Origin of the sequence: Burkholderia sp. KBS0801 (assembly GCF_005937855.2) — a bacterium.
GTDB classification, from domain to species: Bacteria; Pseudomonadota; Gammaproteobacteria; order Burkholderiales; family Burkholderiaceae; genus Burkholderia; species Burkholderia ambifaria.
Map to the genome: position 1 here is coordinate 1808333 of NZ_CP042177.1, position 18404 is coordinate 1826736.

Sequence of the window (18404 nt, forward strand, 5' to 3'; positions counted from 1 at the left end):
GTATGATCGGCATCGGGCCAGTCCGGTGCCGTTCGTCCGCGCCGCATGGCTTTTCCCAGGACCTCATCATGGTGAACCCGCTTCATTTCGATCTGCAATCGCTGCGCGTGTTCGCGCTCGTCGCCGAGCACGGCAGCCTGACCAAGGCGGCCGAACACGGCCAGCTCACGCTGTCCGCGGTCAGCAAGCGGATCGCCGAGCTCGAGAGCGTGACCGGCAGCGCGCTGTTCGTGCGGCATGCGCGCGGCGTCGAGCTGACGCCCGCGGGCCGCGCCCTGCTCGAGCATGCGGCGAAGGTCATCGAGCAGGTCAACCGGATGGCGCACGAGATGAGCGACTACGTCGCCGGCGTGCGCGGTCACATTCACGTGTGGACCAACACGTCGGCCATCGTCCAGTTCCTGCCGGCCGATCTCGCCGCGTTCCTCACCGACAACCCCGGCATCAAGATCAGCCTCGAGGAGCGGCTGAGCCACGAGATCGTCGACGCGCTCGGCTCCGGCAAGGCCAATCTCGGCGTGTTCGCGGACAACGTGCCCGCACCCGGCATCGAACGGCGGCTGTACCGGCGCGACGAGCTCGTGCTGCTCGTGCCGCGCGGGCATCGATTCGCCGCGCACGACAGCATCCGCTTCGCGGATACGCTCGATGAAGACTACGTCGGCCTGAGCGACGGCAGCTCGCTGCTGGCGCGAATGACCGACGCCGCGTTCGCGGCCGAGCGCTCGTTGAAACTGCGCATCCAGGTATCGAATTTCGACGGCGTGAGCCGGATGATCGAGGCCGGCCTCGGGATCGGCGTGCTGCCGCGCGACGCGGTGACCGGCGAGCGCGCGGCGCGGCTCGGAGTCGTGAAGCTCGACGACGCATGGGCGACGCGCACGCTGTGGGTCGGCGTGAAGGCCGGCACCGTGCTGACCACCGACATCGCGAGGCTGTTCGATTTCATGTCGGCACGCTGAACGAGCGGAACGCGCCACACGCGAAGCCCCGAGGCGCGCATGCGCACGCCCCGTGCATCGCATCGCGTCATACCGGGTTGATGTCGTCCTGGCTGCGCCGCGTGGTCAGCGGCCCGAGCACGCGCAACGTGACGGCGACGATGCCGAGCGCGACCGAGATCACGCCGAACATCGCACCCGCGCCGTGTGCGGCCAGCACCGGCAGCAGCACGAACGGCAGCGCGCCGCTGACGATGCGCGACAGTGCGTACGTGCTGCCGATCGCGGTCGACCGTACGCGCGCCGGGAAAATCTCCGCCTGGTACACGTGATAGGCGTTGCTGAACACGTTCGACGCGCAGGTCGTCAGAAAACCAAAGCAGACGATCAGCGCCGTATTGCCCGAATACGCGAAGCACAGCCCGAACGCGGCGATCGACAGGATCGACACGATCACGAGCGTGCGTCGCTCGATCCAGTTCAGCAGCGGAATCGACAGCAGCGAGCCGATCGGATAACCGATGAACGACAGCGCAATGAACAGCGTGCTGTCCGTCACGTCGAAACCGCGGCTCTTGACGACCGTGCCCGCGAGCGTGCCGAAGCCGTAATAGCCGAAGCCCTGGAGCAGGTGGAACACCGCGAGCATCAGGTAGCGCGCGCGGTAGGGCCGGCGGCGCAGCAGCGCGATGCGCTCGCCGAGACTCAGCGGCCGCTGCGGTTCGGCCGACGCCGCGAACTGCTCGGGCACGCGCACGCCGGCGCTCTGCGCGAAGCGCCGCGCCGCGGCATGCGCCTCCGCCGTGCGGCCCTGCGCGAGCAGCCAGCGCGGGCTCTCCGGCAGCCGGTGCTGGATCAACAGCACGTTTACGGCACCCAGACTGCCGATCGCGAGAATGATGCGCCAGCCGGCCACGCCCGCGACGTGAAGCGGGTTCAGCCAGAGCGCGAGGAAACCGACCAGCGGCACCGCGACGTAAGAAGTCGTATAGGCCCAGGCGGCGAGCCGCCCGCGCTTTTCCTTCGGCAGGATTTCCGACAGGAAGCTGTCGGCGACCGGGTAGATTGCACCGACACCGACGCCCGTCAGGAACCGGCATGCCACCAGCATGTCGGCATTCACCGAGAACGCGCCGATCAGCGAAAACGCGCTGTACCAGACGAGCGTCATCAGGAACGCCTTGCGCCGTCCGATGCGGTCGGCGAGGCTGCCGAGACACATCGCGCCGACGAACATCCCGATGAATGCCGAGGCCAGCAGCAGCTTGAAATCGGCGCTTTGCCGGCTCAGCCCGTATTCGTTCTGCAACGCGGAACCGATCGTGCTGACGAGGAAGATCTCGTACATGTCGAAGAACAGCCCGATGCCGATCACCCAGACGACGAACCGGTGCAGCGCACCGACTGGCAGGTCGTCCATGAATTCGCCGAGCGTGATGGCGCGGGCGGGCTGGGCCGTCGCATCGGCGCCGGCCCGGGCCGCGGGCGGTACGGCGGACGCGGGTCCACCCGCAGTGCCGCCAAGGTCGAGGGATTGGCTGTTCATCGTGTCTCCTGATTATCGATTTGCCGTGGCGCGACGCCCGGCCGTTCGCGGCCGGCCCTGTGGGCCCGGTCGCACGACGCGACGCACGTGCCCGCAAAGCCCGTGAAAGGCCGGATGCGCGGGTGGCGCCGATCGTCCGAAACATGGTGGGCGAATTTGCGCGGCGCGATAATTGCGGATGCCTCAAGCATCCTTTCCTGCGCAGAAAGGCTGCGGAACGGCCGCGGGACGGGCGTCGGAAGGTGCGGCGGCCGCTGCGGGAGCCCAAGGGCAGGGAAAACATCGGTGGTATGGCGTGTGTCTGGCGCTCCGTGATGCCGTAGCGCGCGGTTCGGTATCGGCCAGGTTGGCTCGGCGTCGCACAACGGAGCTGCGGACTCGGTTTCCCGCGTTCGTCGGCGTCCGGCGATTGATGGAGCACATAGGGCGCATAGGGCGCACATCGTTGCCGCTCATGGCGACGCGCACGGATCGGAACGCGCGGCCGTCGCGGTCGCATCAGTATCAGTATCAGTATCAGCATCAGCACCGGCCCCGGTACTGGTACTGGTACTGGTACTGGTACTGGTACTGGCACTGGCACTGGCACTGGCACTGGCACTGGTACTGGCACTACCGCCAGCATCGCCTTCGGCGTCGCCCCATTCACTCCGGACCGTATCGGACGCAACAGCCTGCAATCTTGCCGCCAGGTCGGGCGCGATGCCGAGTTGCGCGGCCGCTTGCTCGCGCGGTCCGAAGGTTCGGACGTCGACGCCGGCGATCCGCTGGAACAGCACGAGCGCGCTCAGATAAGCGCCCGACACGCCCGGATGCAGATAATCGGGGCGCGAGATCGGCGGGTCGTTCCGCGCACGCATGCCGTACCACAGCAGCGGCGCGCCGGACCGCACATACGGGTCGGGATCGGCAACACCGGTCGCCCATGCACGCTGCCACGCGCGGCCGACCGGCGCGACCGCGGCGATCGACGGATCGGTGCGGCGTGCGCGATCGAATGCATCGCGATACGCGGCGACGATGTCGGCGAGACGCTCGACGTAGCGTGCGTGAAAACCGTCGCTGCCCGGCTCGCCCGCGAGCGCTTTCGCGAGATCGGCGCGCGGCCAGGTTTCATACAGATAGACACGCGCTTGCGGGGCCGCCGCACGAATGCCGCGCGCCAGCTTCGCGACGCTCGCACAGAAACCGGCCGGATCGCTCGCGCGGCTGTGCGTGAGCGCGAATGGCAGCGGCTTGGCGCTCAGTTCCTGCAGGACGACCGCATCCCACGTGGGCCGATCGATCACGTCCGATGCCACGCGGTCATGTTTCGCGAGACTCGTCGCCGACATCGCCTCGAGGTGAACGTCGTAGTCGAGCCCGGCTTCGACGGCAAGGCGCGCGAAGATACCCGGAATTCCGCCCCACGGGCCCGGCTCGCGTTCCGCGCGGGCATCGGTCCGCCCGAAGTTTTCGTCGACGACCTGCGCGGTGCCGGCGCCTCCCTGGCTACCGCTGCGCATTGCGCCGTACGAACGCACGGGCGCGTAACGGCCGTGTGTGAGGCTATCGCCGACGAACAGGATGCGCCGCGGGGCGCGGACCGCCGGCGCGGGCGAGCCGCCCGGCGCGTCCGCGGCAAACGCGGCCGTCGCCGGCCCGGCGATCAGCAACACGGCGATGCACGTCCGCGCGCAACGCGTGACCCGGCAAAGTAACAAGGGTATGGCAGGCATGTCGGTCATCTCGGGGTTCCGGAAGGACGCGTGGCCGCAGTATTTCACGAAGCGGCGCGACCTGGCATCTGCCGTTCGGCCGACTTGGAGGCGGTTTCCAGGTCCGCTATCCTGAGCGCTGGATTTCTGAACCCCGGCCCGCCGGCCGCCTCGCGTGCCACCCGCGGCACGCTTCCCGTTTGCGTTCGCGCCGCCCACAGGAGACGCACGACATGATTCCCTCGACCGACAACCGGACGCTGTTGCGCACGCTCGGCATCCGCACCCCGATCATCCAGGCGCCGATGGCCGGCGTCAGCACCCCCGCGCTGGCGGCAGCCGTGTCGAACGCGGGCGGGCTCGGCTCGCTCGGCGTCGGCGCGACGAACGCCGACGGCGCGCGCAAGATGATCCGCGACACGCGCGCGCTCACCGACCGGCCGTTCAACATCAACCTGTTCTGCCACCAGCCGGCCCGTGCCGACGCCGCCGTCGAAAGCGCGTGGCTCGACTGGCTCGCGCCCGCATTCCGCGAACACGGCGCGACGCCGCCGGCGTCGCTATCGGAGATCTATACGAGCTTCGTCGCGGACGATGCGATGCTCGCGATGCTGGTCGAAGAAAAACCGGCCGTCGTGAGCTTTCATTTCGGCTTGCCGTCCGACGAGGCAATCGCGATGTTGAAGCGCGCGGGCGTCACGCTGTTCGCGACCGCGACGAATCCCGACGAAGCCCGGCAGATCGGCTCGGCCGGCATCGATGCGATCGTCGCGCAGGGCATCGAGGCCGGCGGGCACAGAGGCGTGTTCGACTCGACGGCGCACGACGATCGGCTCGGCACGTTCGCGCTCACGCGCCTGATCGTGCGCGACTGCGCGCTGCCGGTGATCGCCGCCGGCGGAATCATGGACGGCGACGGCATCGCCGCGGCGCTCGCGCTCGGCGCGCAGGCCGCGCAGCTCGGCACCGCCTTCGTCGCGTGCCCGGAGACATCGATCGACGACGGCTATCGCCGCGCGATCCTCGGCGACGCGGCGCGCCGCACGACGTTCACGAGCGCGATCTCCGGCCGGCTCGCGCGCGGCATCGCGAACCGGCTGACCGCGCTCGGCGACGATCCGCGCGCACCGGCCACGCCGGCCTATCCGATCGCGTACGACGCCGGCAAGGCACTGCATGCGGCCGCGAAGGCAACAGGCGAATTCGGCTACGGTGCGCAGTGGGCCGGGCAGGCGGCGCCCCTCGTCCGGTCGCTGCCCGCGGCCGAACTGTTCGCGACGCTCGAGCGCGAGACGCGAGCGGCCATCGCGCGGTTGCAGCACGTGCTGGACTGACTCCCGGGCCCACACCGCGCGCACCGGCGCCGGGCGAATGCGCCGCGATGCCACCGCAATGCGCAACGCGCGGCGCCGGCCACAAAATTGCAATGTTCTGTATCCGAGCGCCGCGCCGATACAGCGCGATACAAAGCATGGGCGCGGGCTCGCTATAAAGCAGACATGACCTCCTGAGGAGCACGACATGTCTGCAACATGGTTCAACGGATCCTGCCATTGCGGCGCCGTGAAATTCGAAGTCCGGACCGCGCTTGCGCCGGCGGCCCGCTGCAACTGCAGCCTCTGCCGCCGTCGCGGCGCGCTGATGAGCCCGATGTTCGACGCAAGCGAACTGAAGATCGTCGCAGGCGAGAGCGCGTTGACCAGCTACCGGTTCAACACGGGCACGGCACACCACTTTTTCTGCGGCCGGTGCGGCATCTATCCGTTCCACCAGACTCGCAAGGATCCCGCGTGCTGGCGTGTCAATCTCGGCTGCCTCGAGGGTGTCGATCCGTACGCGCTCGACGCGACGGTCGCCGACGGTGCAAGCCTTTCGGTCGTGGAGGACGCATGAAACGCTGGCTGATGATCCTGCTGTTCGCCGCGGGCGGCCTCGCGACCGAAATCGCCCATCCGGTGCAGTGTTCGCTGCTTTCGATCAGCCGGCAACGGGTCGGCACCCGCCGGGGTCGGAACGACGGCCAGTACTGAACATACAAGTACGGGGCGGGCGCCGCGCGTATCGCATCCTGTTGATCGGAAACGATAATCATGCTTCCGATAAGATCGCACGCGATATATAATCGGTTCATCTGCGACACGATCCCGTGTCGAGGGAGGACGCTCATGAAACCGACCGACGCACCATCGCCCGCCACGCCGAAACTGTCCGAGTTCCTGTGCTTTGCGATCTACTCGACGAACCTCGCGTTCGGCAAGGCATACAAGCCGATCCTCGAGGAGCTTGGCCTCACGTACACGCAATACATCACGATTATTGCGCTGTGGGAGGAGGGCAACCAGACGGTGGGGCAGCTCGGCGAAAAGCTGTTCCTCGAATCGAACACGCTGACGCCGATCCTGAAGAAACTCGAGGCGATGGGCTATCTGGAGCGGCACCGCGATCCGTCGGACGAGCGCCAGGTGCTCGTGAGCCTGACGAAAAGCGGCCGCCGCGTGCGCGAGAAGGGGCTCGACATGGATCTCGTCGAAGCCACCGGGTTGAAGCCCGACGAATTCGCGAAGATGCAGAAGGCGATCGTTACACTGCGCGGCAACCTGATCGATTCGATCGACGAATAGACACGAGCCGACGGCGCACCTGCCGCCGGCCATTGCGGAAACTTCCGCGATTTCCACCATCTCCACACACGTCCGGCGAGCGCGGCCGATGCACCGCCGCGACCACGTCGTTACGGCCGGCTCTCCGGCTGGCCCGTCCGGGTCTCGGCACGCTCCAGCACCAGCAAATGCATGTCGCGGCGCGTCACGAAGCCGAGTGCCCGATAGCGCTCGATCGCGACGTGATTCGACGTGAGCACGTGCAGGAACGGCGTTTCCGCGCGCGCACGGATGGTCGCGATCGATGACCGGATCAGTCCGGCAGCGAGGCCCTGGCCCCGAAACGCCGGATCCACGCACACGGCGCTGATCTCCGTATGGCCGCCGGCTCTGAGCCGTTGACCGGTCATCGCGACGAGCCGGTCATGCCTGCGCACACCGATATAGCCGCCGAATTCGATCGTGCGCGGGCCGAACGGGCCGGGTTCCGTCGCCGCGATCAGCGCGAGCATCTCCGGCACGTCGGCTTCGGTCAGCGGCACATGCTCCGAAGAATCGGCGTCGTCGAGCGTTCCCTCCCAGACCATCTGATGCAGCATCGCGCGCCGGACCACCGAAAGGCCGGCCGGCGTCGGAATCTCGTCCGGCGTGAACAGTGCGGCCGGCCCGTAGGCGTCGATCAATCCGCGCAACGCGTCGAACGCGGCCGGGCTGCGGTCGGCCATGCCGGCAAATGGCGCGAGCGCCGGCGGAAACCGCCGCGCACGCACATCGCCGAGCGCAAAACGGTGTTGCTCGCCGGCGAGCGCATGCCATACGGCGTTGTCGAGAGGATGCGATCCGCCTTCTTCGTGTCCCGCCATTGCTTCCCGCATCGCATGCTCCTTGATTGAACGCCGTCCGCCGCACAGCATAGACGCGATCGGTCACGCAGGGTGCAGGCAAACAAAAAGCGCACGCGATTACATCGCATACGCTTTATTTGGCGGGCGGTATCGCCGATTTCGTCGTGACGTTCAATGAGCGAAATAGATCGAGCGCTCGGCCATGCGAATCGTGCTGCGACCGCCGGATTGCGTCGTGCCGTCGGCGTTGCTGCCATAACCGGCTGCCTGCGTGTCGGCCGCCGTCGCGCCGTTGTCGCGAACCCGCTTCAGCGCGGCCTGCAGGTTGTCCGGATAGTTTGGATCGTTCGGGCGATTCGGCAGATAGCCGGCCTGCTGGAGCGCGGCCAGCTCCGCCCGCACTTGCGCGCGCGTCACGGTGGTTTCGGTGGCGAAAACCGGTGCGGCAACGGAAGCCGACACGGCGACGAGCAGGGCTGCAATCAGTTGAGTCTTCATCATTCACCTCGATAGAAAAGAGCGTATCCAGGGTTGTCCGGGCATGCCGGCAATCAATGTAGGTCGCGGTTTCGTTCAATGGCCGAAGTAGATCGAACGCTCGGCGACACGCGTGACGGCACGGCTGCCCGACTGCGTGACGGCGGCGGCGTCGCTGCCATAACCGGACGTCGCCGTATCGGCCGCGACGGCGTCGTTCGCGTGGATACGCGTCAGCGCAGCCTGCAGGTCGTCCGGATAGTGCGGATCGTTCGCGCGGCCCGGCGCATAGCCGGCCTGCTGCAACTGGACGAGTTCGGCACGCACTTGTGCACGCGTCACGACGCCTTCACTGGCAAAGGCCGGAGCGGCAACAGCGGCGGACACGGCAACGAGAACGGCAGCGATCAGTTGGGTTTTCATCATTTACCTCGACAAGAATAGGGTGGGTGATTCGTGAAGGCGGCACGTTGCCGCCAGATGCAATGCATCAGACGATGCGGATCTCGACATCGATGTTGCCGCGCGTCGCCTTCGAATACGGGCAGGTCTGATGCGCGGTAGCGACGATGTGCTGCACGACGTCGCGATCGAGCCCCGGCACGCTCACGTTCAGGCGAGCCTGCAGGAAGTACGCGTTGCCGCCCATGCCCAGGTCCACTTCGGTGTCCACCGCGAGATCGGCCGGCAGCGTCACCTTCGCCGCGCGCGCTGCAAGCTGCATCGCGCCGATGAAGCAGGCCGACCAGCCGGCCGCGAACAGTTGTTCCGGGTTGGTGCCGGTGCCGGCGCTGCCCGGCGACGACAGCTGGATGTCCAGGCGGCCGTCGGAACTGCGCGCCGCGCCGTCGCGGCCGCCGGAAGTCGTGTGCGTCTTGCCCGTGTACAGCACTTTTTCGATCTTGCTCATCATTCACTCCGTCAGGTTTGAAGGTCTTTTCAGATGCGATTCGATCGCATGCGATGCAGTTTCGTCGAGGCGCCGACTCACGTCAAGCGGATTCGATTAAATCGCGTGCGATATTTTGTATTTCAATGTATCTGAATCGTTTCGGGCCTTGCGGGGCAAGGCTTTTCGGCGATCAATCCCTTATATTGAAAAAGCGATGCGAAGGGAAAATTCGACGGCGGGCAGGGCAGACACGCGTCCCAATGGCCATCGACTTGGCGGCGGAAACCCCGTTACGCTTGACGGATTTCGGCGATCACGACCAGGATCACGGCAGCGTCCGCAGGCAACTGGCGCTGGGAAAAGGCCGAGCGAGCGTGTCCGGCCTTGTCGCCCAGCACCGCGGCGAACAGGTTGGAGGCACCGTCGATCACAGCTGGCTGGCCGTGGAAGCCATCGGCCGACGCGACGTGGCCCTCGACCCGCACGATGTGATGCAGTCGGTCGAACCCGCCGAGGTGCTTGCCGATTTGCGCGAGCACGTTCAGCGCCGCGAGCTGCGCCGCGTGCCGACCGTCATCGACGCTCAATTGTTCGCCGACGCGGCCCGTATAGGCCACCTTGCCGTCGGCGAGCGGCAGTTGCCCGGACACGAACAACAGGTTGCCGGCTTCGCTGACGGCCGTATAGCTGCCGAGCGGTTGCGGCGGTTCGGGTAGCGTGAAGCCGAGTCCGGCCAGTTTCTGTTCGATCGTCATCGCGTGCTCCTTCGGGGATGATTGACGGGTCTGTCAGTCACTCTAGTGAGGCGGTCGGCGCCGGTAAATATCGTTCGCACAATTGATTTGGCACACGATGTAACGAATCGCGCGCGGCATCGAACGACGCGAACGCGTGCCGGCGAAGCCGCGCGGTGCCGCCCGCCGTGTTCGCCGGTTCACTGGTTTGCCACCGGGGATTCATGCACACTCGTTGCTTCGCCGCCCCGCGACGCAAGCACCGGACACCGCAGGAGCCGCTTCATGCAACGAAAATTCGACGACCTCCTGCTCGGCAGCATCGAGCTGTTCTGCCTGGCAGCCGAACTCGGCAGCTTCACGCTCGCCGCGACGGCCGCGAGCGTCACGCCGGCCGCCGTCAGCCGGTCGGTCGCGCGGCTCGAGGAGCGTCTCGGCGTACGCCTGTTCGTCCGGACGACGCGGCAAATCCGCCTGACCGATTCCGGACGGCGCTACTTCGAACAATGCCGTGATGCGCTGTCTCAGCTCGTCGACGCGGAGCGCGAGGCAACGGGCCAGCAGGCAACGCCGGCGGGCGTGCTGCGCATCAGCATGCCGACGCCGTACGGACACTATCGGGTGCTGCCGCTGCTGCCCGCGTTTCGCGAGCGCTACCCGGACGTCCGCGTCGAAACGCACCTGAGCAACCGCAACATCGACTTCGCCGAGGAGGGTTTCGACCTTGCGATCCGCGGCCGCGCGCCGGCGGACTCGAGCCTCGTCGCGCGCAAGCTCGAGGACGCGGAACTCGTCGTCGTCGCGACGCCCGGCTACCTGAAGCGCGCCGGCGTGCCGCGCGCCGTCGACGATCTGCACGCGCACGAATGCATCCAGTTCGAGCTCCCGAGCAGCGGCCGGCCGATTCCGTGGCTGTTCAACGACGGTACGGCAGAAATCGAAATCGCGACGACCGGCGGCTACGGCACGTCGGGTGACGTCCTCGCAGGCGTCACGCTCGCGCGCAGCGGTGCAGGCCTGTTCCAGACCTACCGCTTCATCGTCGAACGGGATCTGCGGGAGGGCACGCTCGCGGAGGTGCTGTCCGGCCAGGGCGAGCGGTCGCGGCCGTTCATGCTGCTGTATCCGCATGCACGCTATCTGTCGTCGCGCGTGCGCGTCTTCGTCGACTTTCTCGTCGAACATCTGGAGCAGGCGCCCGACAGGCGGAAGCGCTAGCCGCGTGCGGCCGGTGCGCGGACGGCGCGGCTGGGCCGGTAGCGGGCCGGCTCGCGCCATCCGCACCGCCCGTTCTCACTACTTTGCCGCTCAGTGCCCGGCGCTCTGGCCGCCGTCCACGTGCAGGATCTCGCCGGTGACGAACGGCGCCGAATCGAGATACAGGATCGCGCCGACGATGTCGCTCATCTCGCCCATCCGGCCGACCGGATGCAGCGATGCGAGCGTTGCATGCGTGTCGGGCGCATGCATCGGCGAGTTGATGATGCCGGGCGACACCGCGTTCACGCGGATGCCGGCCTTCGCATACTCGATCGCGAGCGACTTCGTCGCCGCATTGAGCCCGCCTTTCGTCAGCGATGCGAGTGCCGACGGCACGTTGCTGTTCGCGTGGTCGACGAGGCTCGTCGTGATGCTGACCACGTGTCCGCCGCCGTGCCGCTGCATCGCCGCGATCGCGCGCTGCGTGACGTGGAAGAAGCCGTCCAGGTTCACGCGGGTGATGGCCGCATAGTCGTCCGCCGTGTATTGCGTGAACGGCTTCGCGATGAACACGCCGGCGTTGTTGACGAGCGTGTCGACCCGACCGAAGCGCTCGATTGCGGTGTCGACTACGCGCCGCGCGACCGCCGGATCGCCGATGTCGCCCGCGACCGTGACGAGATCGGGATCGTCCGACGGCCCGATCGAACGGGACGTCGCGACCACCCGATGACCCTGGGCGCGGAATGCGTTGACCGTTTCGGCACCGATGCCTTGCGATGCGCCGGTGACGATGATGACTTTGGACGTGCTCATGATATGCCTCGACAGGTGACTGGTTTTCGGCTTCGGTGCCGACCGGATCGATGAATCCGATGGACCAGACTCTAGGCGTGTCGGGCTGGAGTTCGAACACCCACCATGGAGCAACATTCTTGCGTCACGGGAACAAATGCGGGGAGGGTGGGCGGCTGCCGCGGCGATCGGTGCGGCGCGGCGGTGTTGGCGCAGGTGGATCGACGTGATCGTCAACGAGCCGGCAATCGGGTGACGACGCGCGTCGAATCGTCGTGATGCGGAGGTTTGCGCGGTCGAACACTGCGAACGCCGGGCGCTGGTTTGTTCGCAACACGGCGGGCACTTCGTCAATTTATTGGTGCTATCTGGATAACTTTTCTTATCACAATAGTTCGATTAAGAAGACAAACTCACTCGTTCCAAATTGCGTCTGACGGGGGCTCCGGTCGCTGGGGGCGTGGAAGAACCGAATGCACGCAGTCAATCCGGCGCGCTCACCACGCATGCAGCACCGTCAATACGTTTGCCGTCGCACGCGCGATGTCGTGAGCGGTGGTATCGACGGTCGCATGCGCGCATTCCCGATAGAGCGAGTCGCGCATGCGGTACGGCGCGGAGAGCGTTTGCCGCGGTTCTGCAACCTGGAGCCGCGACCGGCGCGAGTCGTCGCGCGCATCCGGCTCCGCATTAGAGAGATCCCGCAGATTCGGTAGTAACGGAGCAGCAGGGAACTGACGACTACCGCCCCGCGTTCCCACGCATCGCCCGTCCCCGACCGCCACGACGGATATCACCCGCGCTCGTCCGTTCGTCCCCGATCGTAGAACATCGCAAACAGCTCGGATTGCGATCCGACGCCCAGCTTCGCGTAGATGTGCTTCTTATGCGCACGCACGGTTTCGGCCCTTGGAACCATTTATAGGGCCCGATCATGAACCCCGATTTAATGTTGATAATTATGATTATGTCAAATAATAAATTGAGCCGAAAACATAGCTGATTCGAACGCAACCCAACCCGGCAACGCATGGATCGACAGCCCGCAACGCCCCCGACGGCGCCCGCCAGACGCCGTTCTCATTCATGCGACAAACCTCCCGCACCAACGCAATCAGGAAACCCACATCCCCTGCATCTTGTGCGAGAAATGCGCGCGCTCGGCCGTCTCCATCAGCGACAGGAATTCGTCCTGCGTCATGTGGATCAGCGCTTCGTGGTCGCCGGCCTCGAAATACACCTCAGGCTGCTGCGCGAGCTGTTCCTCGAGGAACGTCTTCATCCCGTACGCCATGCACACCGGCGGCAACGCGCCCAGGTCGCAATCCTTGAACAGTTCGCGCAGTTCCATTTCCCTGGCGAGCACGAGATGGCGGCCGGTCTTGACCCAGAGATCCGACAATCGCACCGCGTGCGACGTCGGCAGCACGGCGGCGACGTAGCCTTCGTCGTCCTCGAGCAGCACGGTTTTCGCGAGGCGATCGCCGGGGATATGCGCGGCGGCGGCCGTCTCCATGCTGGTATGGCTATACGGGTGGTACACGACTTCGTACCGCGATGACTTCTGGCGCAGGCAATCCTGCAGGGTGGCTGATACAGGCATGGCACACCTCGTCTGGGCGAATCGGGCGAACGGAGTTCGCTCCGGATTTGTTCAGCATAGGTCGCATTGCGGCCAATGGAAACGCCCTCCCGCGGCCCCCCGTACGGACGCCCCACACCGGGCTTCGGCCCCTTTTCCGATCACGCGACCGCCCTCGCCGGCATGTGAAATTCCGGCCCGGAATGCGCGTCCCATACGCTTGCCAAACTCACCTGCCTGAAGACAAACCAGCGATGAACCGTCCGGCGCGATGACGCAAAATCATGCGACGGCGGATTCGTGTCAGACCGTTAGTTGCATTAAAAGGAAGGGGAACGAGATACCGAAATCATCCCCCGACAGCCGCCAGCGTTCGCCCCGACAAAGCCCGAACCGCGCCCTATACTGAGCCCAAGCGCCCGCCATCCCGCGGCGGCCGATTCCGGGAGCGACCATGCATTACCAGCTGATCTACGAACTCGTCGACGATTACCTGTCCCGTCGCGAGCAATACCGCGCCGAGCACCTCGCGCTTGCGAAGGCGGCAACCGAACGCGGCGAACTCATGCTCGCCGGCGCGTTGCAGGATCCGGCCGACCAGGCCGTGCTCGTGTTCGAAGGCGATTCGCCGGAAGTCGCCGAATCATTCGCGCGCGCCGATCCGTACGTGCAGAACGGCCTCGTCAAGTCGTGGCGCGTGCGGCCGTGGCGCGTCGTGGTCGGCAAGCACGCACCGCACTAGGCATCGCGGCTACAGCCACCCGGCCCGCTTGAAGCGCCACCACAGCGCGAGATCGGCCGCGACCATCACCGCGATGCAGCCGTAGAAGCCGTACTTGAGGTGCAGTTCGGGCATGTTCGCGAAGTTCATCCCGTAGATGCCGGCGATCATCGTCGGGATCGCGAACAGCGCGGCGAACGAGCCGAGCCGCTTGGTCACCTCGTTCTCGGCTAGCGAGATCATCCCGAGGTTGACCTGGATCGCGGTCACGACCATCTCGCGGCGCCCTTCGATCGTCTTCACGATCCGCTGCAGGTGGTCGTACACGTCGCGGAAGTAATGCTGCATGCCGCTGCAGACCTGCGGAATGCGCCCGCCGGTGAGCTTCGCGAGCGGCTCCATCAGCGGCGCGGTGTGCTGGTACAGCATCACGAGCCGGCGTTTCAGCGAATAGAGGTCCTCGATGATCGCCCGCGACGATGCGAGCGAGGCCTTCGCGAAGATGCGATCCTCGAGTTCCTCCAGCTCGGTGCCGAGCGTCTCGAGGATCGGGAAATAACGGTCGACGACCTGGTCCATCAACGCATAGAAAACGAACGCCGAGCCTTCCTGCAGCAGATGCGGCTCGCGCTCGCAGCGCTTGCGCACCGCGCGGAAGTCCTGCTCGGTATGATTGCGGATCGACAGCACGTAGTTCGGGCCGACGAACACGTTCAGCTCGCCGACATTGAATTCGCCGTCTTCATCGAGCTCGACCGTATGCAGCACCGCGAACAGCGAATCGCCGTACTCCTCGATTTTCGGGCGTTGATGCCCCTTGCGGGCATCCTCCAGCGCGAGTTCGTGCAGCGCGAATTCCTCGCCCATCAGGTCGATCTCGTCCGGTGTCGGATCCTTCAGGGCGACCCACACGAAACACTCGGGCTTCGACACGTAGTCGCTGATGGCGTCGATATCGATATCGGCCAGTTTGCGGCCGTCCTGGTATGCAGCACAATTGATCAGCATGGTGTCTGTAATGTTGCGGTTTGCGCATCAGTTTACCGGTTTGACGCGCGGGCGGGCCCGGCTTGCGCGGCGCGCCGATATTGGTCATGATCGGGCTGCCTGCGCCGCGGCACGCGCGCGGCACCGCTTCGACAAACGCACGGCACGGCCGCGCGGCCCAACCATCAAGGAGACAGACCCATGTGGTATTTCTCGTGGATCCTCGGCATCGGCGTGGCGCTCGGCTTCGGCATCATCAACGTGATGTGGCTCGAGGCGGAAGTGTTCCCGCGCGAGGACAAGCGCACCGACGCTTCGCGCGCGGGCTCGGGGAGCCGGTATTCGTGACGCACCTGGTGTTCTTCTGCGGTCATGCCGGTACCGGCAAGACCACGCTCGCGAAGCGGCTGATCGGGCCGCTGATGCGCGTGACCGGCGAAGCCTTCTGCCTGCTCGACAAGGACACGCTCTACGGCCGCTACAGCTCGGCCGCGATGGGCGCCCTCACCTCCGATCCGAACGATCGCGACAGCCCGCTCTACCTGAAGCATCTGCGCGATCCCGAATATCAAGGCCTGCTCGACACGGCCCGCGAGAATCTCGCGCTCGGCATCGGCGCGCTCGTGGTCGGCCCGCTGTCGCGCGAAGTGCGTGACCGGCGCATCCTCGACCGCGCGTGGCTCGGCATCGGGCCGGAGATCGCGCTGACGGTCGTCTGGGTGCATACGGCGGAAGACGTCGCGCACCAGCGGATCGTCGCGCGCGGCAACCCGAACGACGCGTACAAGCTCGCGCACTGGGACGAATACCGGCAACGCCGCTTCGTGCCGACCGGCCATGAATGCGACGGCATCGTGATGTTCGACAACACCGCGCCGTCCGACGCGGACATCGATGCGCTGCTGTACCGCATCGTGCCGCCGGCGCCACAGGCAACGCTCGTCCCGCCGCTGCCGGCCTGAGCGGCCCGCCCCTTCCCGCTTCGATCAGTCTCAAAAAAAACGCCGGAAGCGCTGTTGCGCTCCCGGCGTTGCACGGCCCTCGTGCCGGAGATCCGTCAGGCGACTTCGTGCACGCGCTCCATCGTGCCACCTTCGTACAGCTTGCCGAAGCGGTTCGACAGGAACGCCTTCAGCGACACTTTCTCCTGCGGAATGAAGCCGCTCTGCGGCAGCTTCTTTTCGCGGAACAGATCCAGCACCGCGCACATCGCGCCGGCCGTCGTGATCTGGATCGCGCTCATGTGCATCCCGCACACGTCCTTCGCGAAGATCTTGCGCGTGAACACGTCCTGCACGAGCTGGCCGTCCTTCACGCCCGTTACCGTGACGAACACGAGCACGACGTCCTGCTTCGTCGACGGCACCGCGCGGCGCATGATCGACTTCAGCGTGTCGCGGTCGCTCGACAGGCGCAGGTCCTCGAGCAGGAACTGCACGAGTTCGCGGTGGCCCGGATAGCGCACCGACTTGTAATCGAGCGTCTCGACCTTGCCCGACAGCGTCTCGCACAACGTGCCCAGGCCGCCCGACGTGTTGAACGCCTCGTATTCGGTGCCGTCGAGCGAGAAGTGCTCGAGGCCTTCGAGCGGCTGCACCCACTGCTTGCGGCCGTCGCGAATCGCTTCGCACGGCTGACAGTATTCGTTGATCAGGCCGTCGACGCTCCACGTCAGGTTGTACTTCAGCGCGTTGGTCGGATACTCGGGCAGCGCGCCGACGCGCATCTTCACGTCGCGCACTTCGCTGAAGCCGTTCACGAGCTCATGCGCGGCGATGCCGATGAAGCCCGGTGCGAGCCCGCACTGCGGCATGAACGCACGGTCCGAACCGTCGGCGAGTTCGCGGATTGCGTGGGTGGCGCGCACGTCCTCGGTCAGGTCGAAGTAATGGACGCCGGCCGCCTTGGCCGCCGCGGCGACGTTGACCGCGAGGTAGTACGGCAGCGCGTTGACGAGCGCATCGAAGCCCTTCACGGCTTCACGGATCGCATTGGCGTCGGCCGAATCGACGCGTTGCGTCGCGATGCCTTCACGCGACAGCTTGGCGAGCGCATCCGCATCTCGGTCGAACGCGACGACTTCGTAGTCGCCCGTTTCACGCAGCATGTGAGCAATGGTGTGGCCGATCAGACCTGCGCCGACGATGGCGATTTTCATGCGCTTATCTCCTGATGATGGGTTTGGTGTTGGTGTACGGCGTCGAGCCATGAACACAGTTTAGGGACGCGCAAAATCAGTTCCAAGACGAAGAATGATGCGAAACGACGGGTAAATTCGACGAAATGACGAAACATTTCGTCACAACGACCAAAACATCTAAAAATTGCATATATCACGCGCCGCAAACGGGCCGCGATCGCCGCGTCTGGACGGACGGGGAGAAACGAGTAAATCGGGACAGGCGCAGGGGAAGGAATCGTTACGCGCGGCGGGCCGGCATTCGACCCGACGACCCTCAGGGTTCAAGGAACGGTAAAGGAGGAACAGCCTGCGCGACGATGCGCGAGAACGCCGCGCCCTCCGGCGAACGCAAACGGCGGCGGTTCAAGGAAAGGTAAAGGAGGAACAACCGGCGCGACGAATCGCGCCGCGGCGTCAAGCGCGACGCCGCATGCGGCGCATCATCCGCCGATCGTGCCGCGATCGATCTTGCGCGACAGAATGATCGACGTCGTCGTGCGCTCGACGCCCTCGAGCGTGCCGATCTGGTCGAGCAGGTCGTTGAGCCGCTCCGGCGAATCGGCACGCAGCCACGCGACATAGTCGTATTCGCCGCTCACCGCGCACAGCAGCTGCACTTCGGGCATCCGGTCGAGCCTGCGCAACACGTCCTTGCCGAACTTCGGCGTGAGGATGATGCCGACATACGCATAAATGCTCGCATCGAGCACATCCTGCCCGAGCCGCACGCTGTACCCGGCGATCACGTTCGTGCGCTCGAGCCGCGCGATGCGCGCGACGACCGTCGTGCGGGCGACGTCGAGCTGCCGCGCGAGATCGGCAACGCTTGCGCGCGCATCGGCTTGCAGCAGCGCAACGAGTTGCCGGTCGAGGTCGTCGAGTTGGTCGAGGCGAGGTGGACGCATGAGGCTGGGCCGGCGGGCAGCGCGCCGGCGAAATGGAACGTGACGCGATGATAGCGCCGAACGCCGGTGCGCCCAAACCGCGCCGCACGCCATCGCTGGTTCATGCGTTCGAACCGCGCTCCTCGCTCGCGTGAGACGCCCGGCGTGCCGACACACGCATAACCGAACGCCATCGCACGCCCATCGTCCGCCGCCCGTCCGCCATGCCCGTTCCCCTTCGATTTCGATTCGTTTCGGATGTAAGCAAGTGTCGCTTTCACCGCCGCGTGACACGCAACGTGCTACTAATAGCAGGCGACG

At 65.8% G+C, this 18404-nt stretch carries 21 protein-coding genes and 1 pseudogene; 9 read left to right on the forward strand and 13 right to left on the reverse strand.

Annotated elements, in window-relative coordinates; translation table 11 throughout:
* Window positions 1-68: 68 nt before the first annotated feature.
* Window positions 69-962 carry a LysR family transcriptional regulator gene (locus FFI87_RS08600; RefSeq protein WP_138847694.1) on the forward strand — a complete coding sequence of 298 codons (894 nt, stop codon included), beginning with the start codon at window positions 69-71 and terminating at the stop codon, window positions 960-962.
* A gap of 67 nt (window positions 963-1029) precedes the next feature.
* Here FFI87_RS08600 and FFI87_RS08605 read toward each other — a convergent pair whose 3' ends face one another.
* Entirely contained in the window at window positions 1030-2487 is a 1458-nt protein-coding gene (locus tag FFI87_RS08605) for an MFS transporter (RefSeq protein ID WP_138847693.1), read from the reverse strand.
* Between the two features lie 452 nt (window positions 2488-2939).
* Window positions 2940-4145 (reverse strand): hypothetical protein, encoded by a 1206-nt coding sequence (locus FFI87_RS08610; protein ID WP_261378151.1) that lies wholly within the window; start codon window positions 4143-4145, stop codon window positions 2940-2942.
* A 272-nt stretch (window positions 4146-4417) separates the two neighbouring features.
* On the opposite strand from FFI87_RS08610, the gene FFI87_RS08615 reads away from it, so the two are divergent.
* The 4 genes from FFI87_RS08615 (at window position 4418) to FFI87_RS08625 (ending at window position 6805) form a co-directional block, all read left to right on the forward strand.
* Complete coding sequence (locus tag FFI87_RS08615; RefSeq protein ID WP_138847692.1) at window positions 4418-5518, forward strand: NAD(P)H-dependent flavin oxidoreductase; 1101 nt, start codon at window positions 4418-4420, stop codon at window positions 5516-5518.
* A 187-nt stretch (window positions 5519-5705) separates the two neighbouring features.
* On the forward strand, window positions 5706-6077 hold the full coding sequence (locus tag FFI87_RS08620; protein WP_138847691.1) for a GFA family protein: 372 nt from the start codon (window positions 5706-5708) through the stop codon (window positions 6075-6077).
* Window positions 6074-6214, forward strand: coding sequence for a hypothetical protein (locus tag FFI87_RS34440; protein WP_175660811.1), 141 nt, complete (start codon window positions 6074-6076; stop codon window positions 6212-6214). The genes FFI87_RS08620 and FFI87_RS34440 overlap by 4 nt, the downstream gene beginning before the upstream one ends.
* Window positions 6215-6349: 135 nt before the next feature.
* Window positions 6350-6805: a MarR family winged helix-turn-helix transcriptional regulator gene (locus tag FFI87_RS08625; RefSeq protein ID WP_012363924.1), complete on the forward strand. Its 456-nt coding sequence runs from the start codon at window positions 6350-6352 to the stop codon at window positions 6803-6805.
* 110 nt (window positions 6806-6915) lie between these two features.
* On the opposite strand, the gene FFI87_RS08630 is transcribed toward FFI87_RS08625, so the two are convergent.
* From FFI87_RS08630 to FFI87_RS08650, 5 genes are all read right to left on the reverse strand, one after another.
* Window positions 6916-7659 (reverse strand): GNAT family N-acetyltransferase, encoded by a 744-nt coding sequence (locus FFI87_RS08630; protein WP_138847690.1) that lies wholly within the window; start codon window positions 7657-7659, stop codon window positions 6916-6918.
* A 141-nt stretch (window positions 7660-7800) separates the two neighbouring features.
* Window positions 7801-8130: a DUF4148 domain-containing protein gene (locus FFI87_RS08635; RefSeq protein ID WP_041489809.1), complete on the reverse strand. Its 330-nt coding sequence runs from the start codon at window positions 8128-8130 to the stop codon at window positions 7801-7803.
* 72 nt (window positions 8131-8202) lie between these two features.
* Window positions 8203-8529 (reverse strand): DUF4148 domain-containing protein, encoded by a 327-nt coding sequence (locus tag FFI87_RS08640; RefSeq protein ID WP_138847689.1) that lies wholly within the window; start codon window positions 8527-8529, stop codon window positions 8203-8205.
* Between the two features lie 67 nt (window positions 8530-8596).
* Window positions 8597-9016, reverse strand: coding sequence for an organic hydroperoxide resistance protein (locus FFI87_RS08645; protein ID WP_138847688.1), 420 nt, complete (start codon window positions 9014-9016; stop codon window positions 8597-8599).
* A gap of 272 nt (window positions 9017-9288) precedes the next feature.
* Complete coding sequence (locus tag FFI87_RS08650) at window positions 9289-9753, reverse strand: RidA family protein (protein WP_138847687.1); 465 nt, start codon at window positions 9751-9753, stop codon at window positions 9289-9291.
* 264 nt (window positions 9754-10017) lie between these two features.
* On the opposite strand from FFI87_RS08650, the gene FFI87_RS08655 reads away from it, so the two are divergent.
* Window positions 10018-10950: a LysR family transcriptional regulator gene (locus tag FFI87_RS08655; RefSeq protein WP_138847686.1), complete on the forward strand. Its 933-nt coding sequence runs from the start codon at window positions 10018-10020 to the stop codon at window positions 10948-10950.
* A gap of 90 nt (window positions 10951-11040) precedes the next feature.
* Here FFI87_RS08655 and FFI87_RS08660 read toward each other — a convergent pair whose 3' ends face one another.
* The 3 genes and pseudogenes from FFI87_RS08660 to FFI87_RS08670 all read right to left on the reverse strand — a co-directional run bounded on the left by FFI87_RS08660 (window position 11041) and on the right by FFI87_RS08670 (window position 13330).
* Window positions 11041-11748: an SDR family NAD(P)-dependent oxidoreductase gene (locus FFI87_RS08660; RefSeq protein WP_138847685.1), complete on the reverse strand. Its 708-nt coding sequence runs from the start codon at window positions 11746-11748 to the stop codon at window positions 11041-11043.
* A 772-nt stretch (window positions 11749-12520) separates the two neighbouring features.
* Window positions 12521-12631, reverse strand: a pseudogene (locus FFI87_RS08665) (helix-turn-helix transcriptional regulator); the annotation flags it as partial.
* A 210-nt stretch (window positions 12632-12841) separates the two neighbouring features.
* The gene (locus tag FFI87_RS08670; protein ID WP_006755037.1) at window positions 12842-13330 is read right to left on the reverse strand and encodes an aminoacyl-tRNA deacylase; all 489 of its coding nucleotides are present in this window, start codon (window positions 13328-13330) and stop codon (window positions 12842-12844) included.
* Window positions 13331-13763: 433 nt separating this feature from the next.
* Between FFI87_RS08670 and FFI87_RS08675 the strand changes: the two genes are divergently transcribed.
* Window positions 13764-14051, forward strand: a complete 288-nt coding sequence (locus FFI87_RS08675; RefSeq protein ID WP_006755038.1) for a YciI-like protein — start codon at window positions 13764-13766, stop codon at window positions 14049-14051.
* Window positions 14052-14060: 9 nt separating this feature from the next.
* Here the strand turns inward: FFI87_RS08675 and corA are convergent, their stop codons facing one another.
* A complete protein-coding gene (gene corA, locus FFI87_RS08680) occupies window positions 14061-15038 on the reverse strand; it encodes a magnesium/cobalt transporter CorA (RefSeq protein WP_012363933.1) in 978 nt (325 codons plus the stop codon).
* Between the two features lie 180 nt (window positions 15039-15218).
* Here corA and cydX point away from each other — a divergent pair, with 180 nt between their 5' ends.
* Both cydX and FFI87_RS08690 read left to right on the forward strand, forming a co-directional pair.
* A complete protein-coding gene (gene cydX, locus FFI87_RS08685; RefSeq protein WP_012363934.1) occupies window positions 15219-15365 on the forward strand; it encodes a cytochrome bd-I oxidase subunit CydX in 147 nt (48 codons plus the stop codon).
* Window positions 15362-15979 carry an AAA family ATPase gene (locus FFI87_RS08690; RefSeq protein ID WP_138847684.1) on the forward strand — a complete coding sequence of 206 codons (618 nt, stop codon included), beginning with the start codon at window positions 15362-15364 and terminating at the stop codon, window positions 15977-15979. Before cydX ends, FFI87_RS08690 begins: the two co-directional genes overlap by 4 nt.
* Before the next feature lie 95 nt (window positions 15980-16074).
* Here the strand turns inward: FFI87_RS08690 and FFI87_RS08695 are convergent, their stop codons facing one another.
* Both FFI87_RS08695 and FFI87_RS08700 read right to left on the reverse strand, forming a co-directional pair.
* Window positions 16075-17175 carry a saccharopine dehydrogenase family protein gene (locus FFI87_RS08695; protein WP_006755042.1) on the reverse strand — a complete coding sequence of 367 codons (1101 nt, stop codon included), beginning with the start codon at window positions 17173-17175 and terminating at the stop codon, window positions 16075-16077.
* A 464-nt stretch (window positions 17176-17639) separates the two neighbouring features.
* Window positions 17640-18104, reverse strand: coding sequence for an Lrp/AsnC family transcriptional regulator (locus FFI87_RS08700; protein WP_006755043.1), 465 nt, complete (start codon window positions 18102-18104; stop codon window positions 17640-17642).
* Window positions 18105-18404 lie beyond the last annotated feature (300 nt).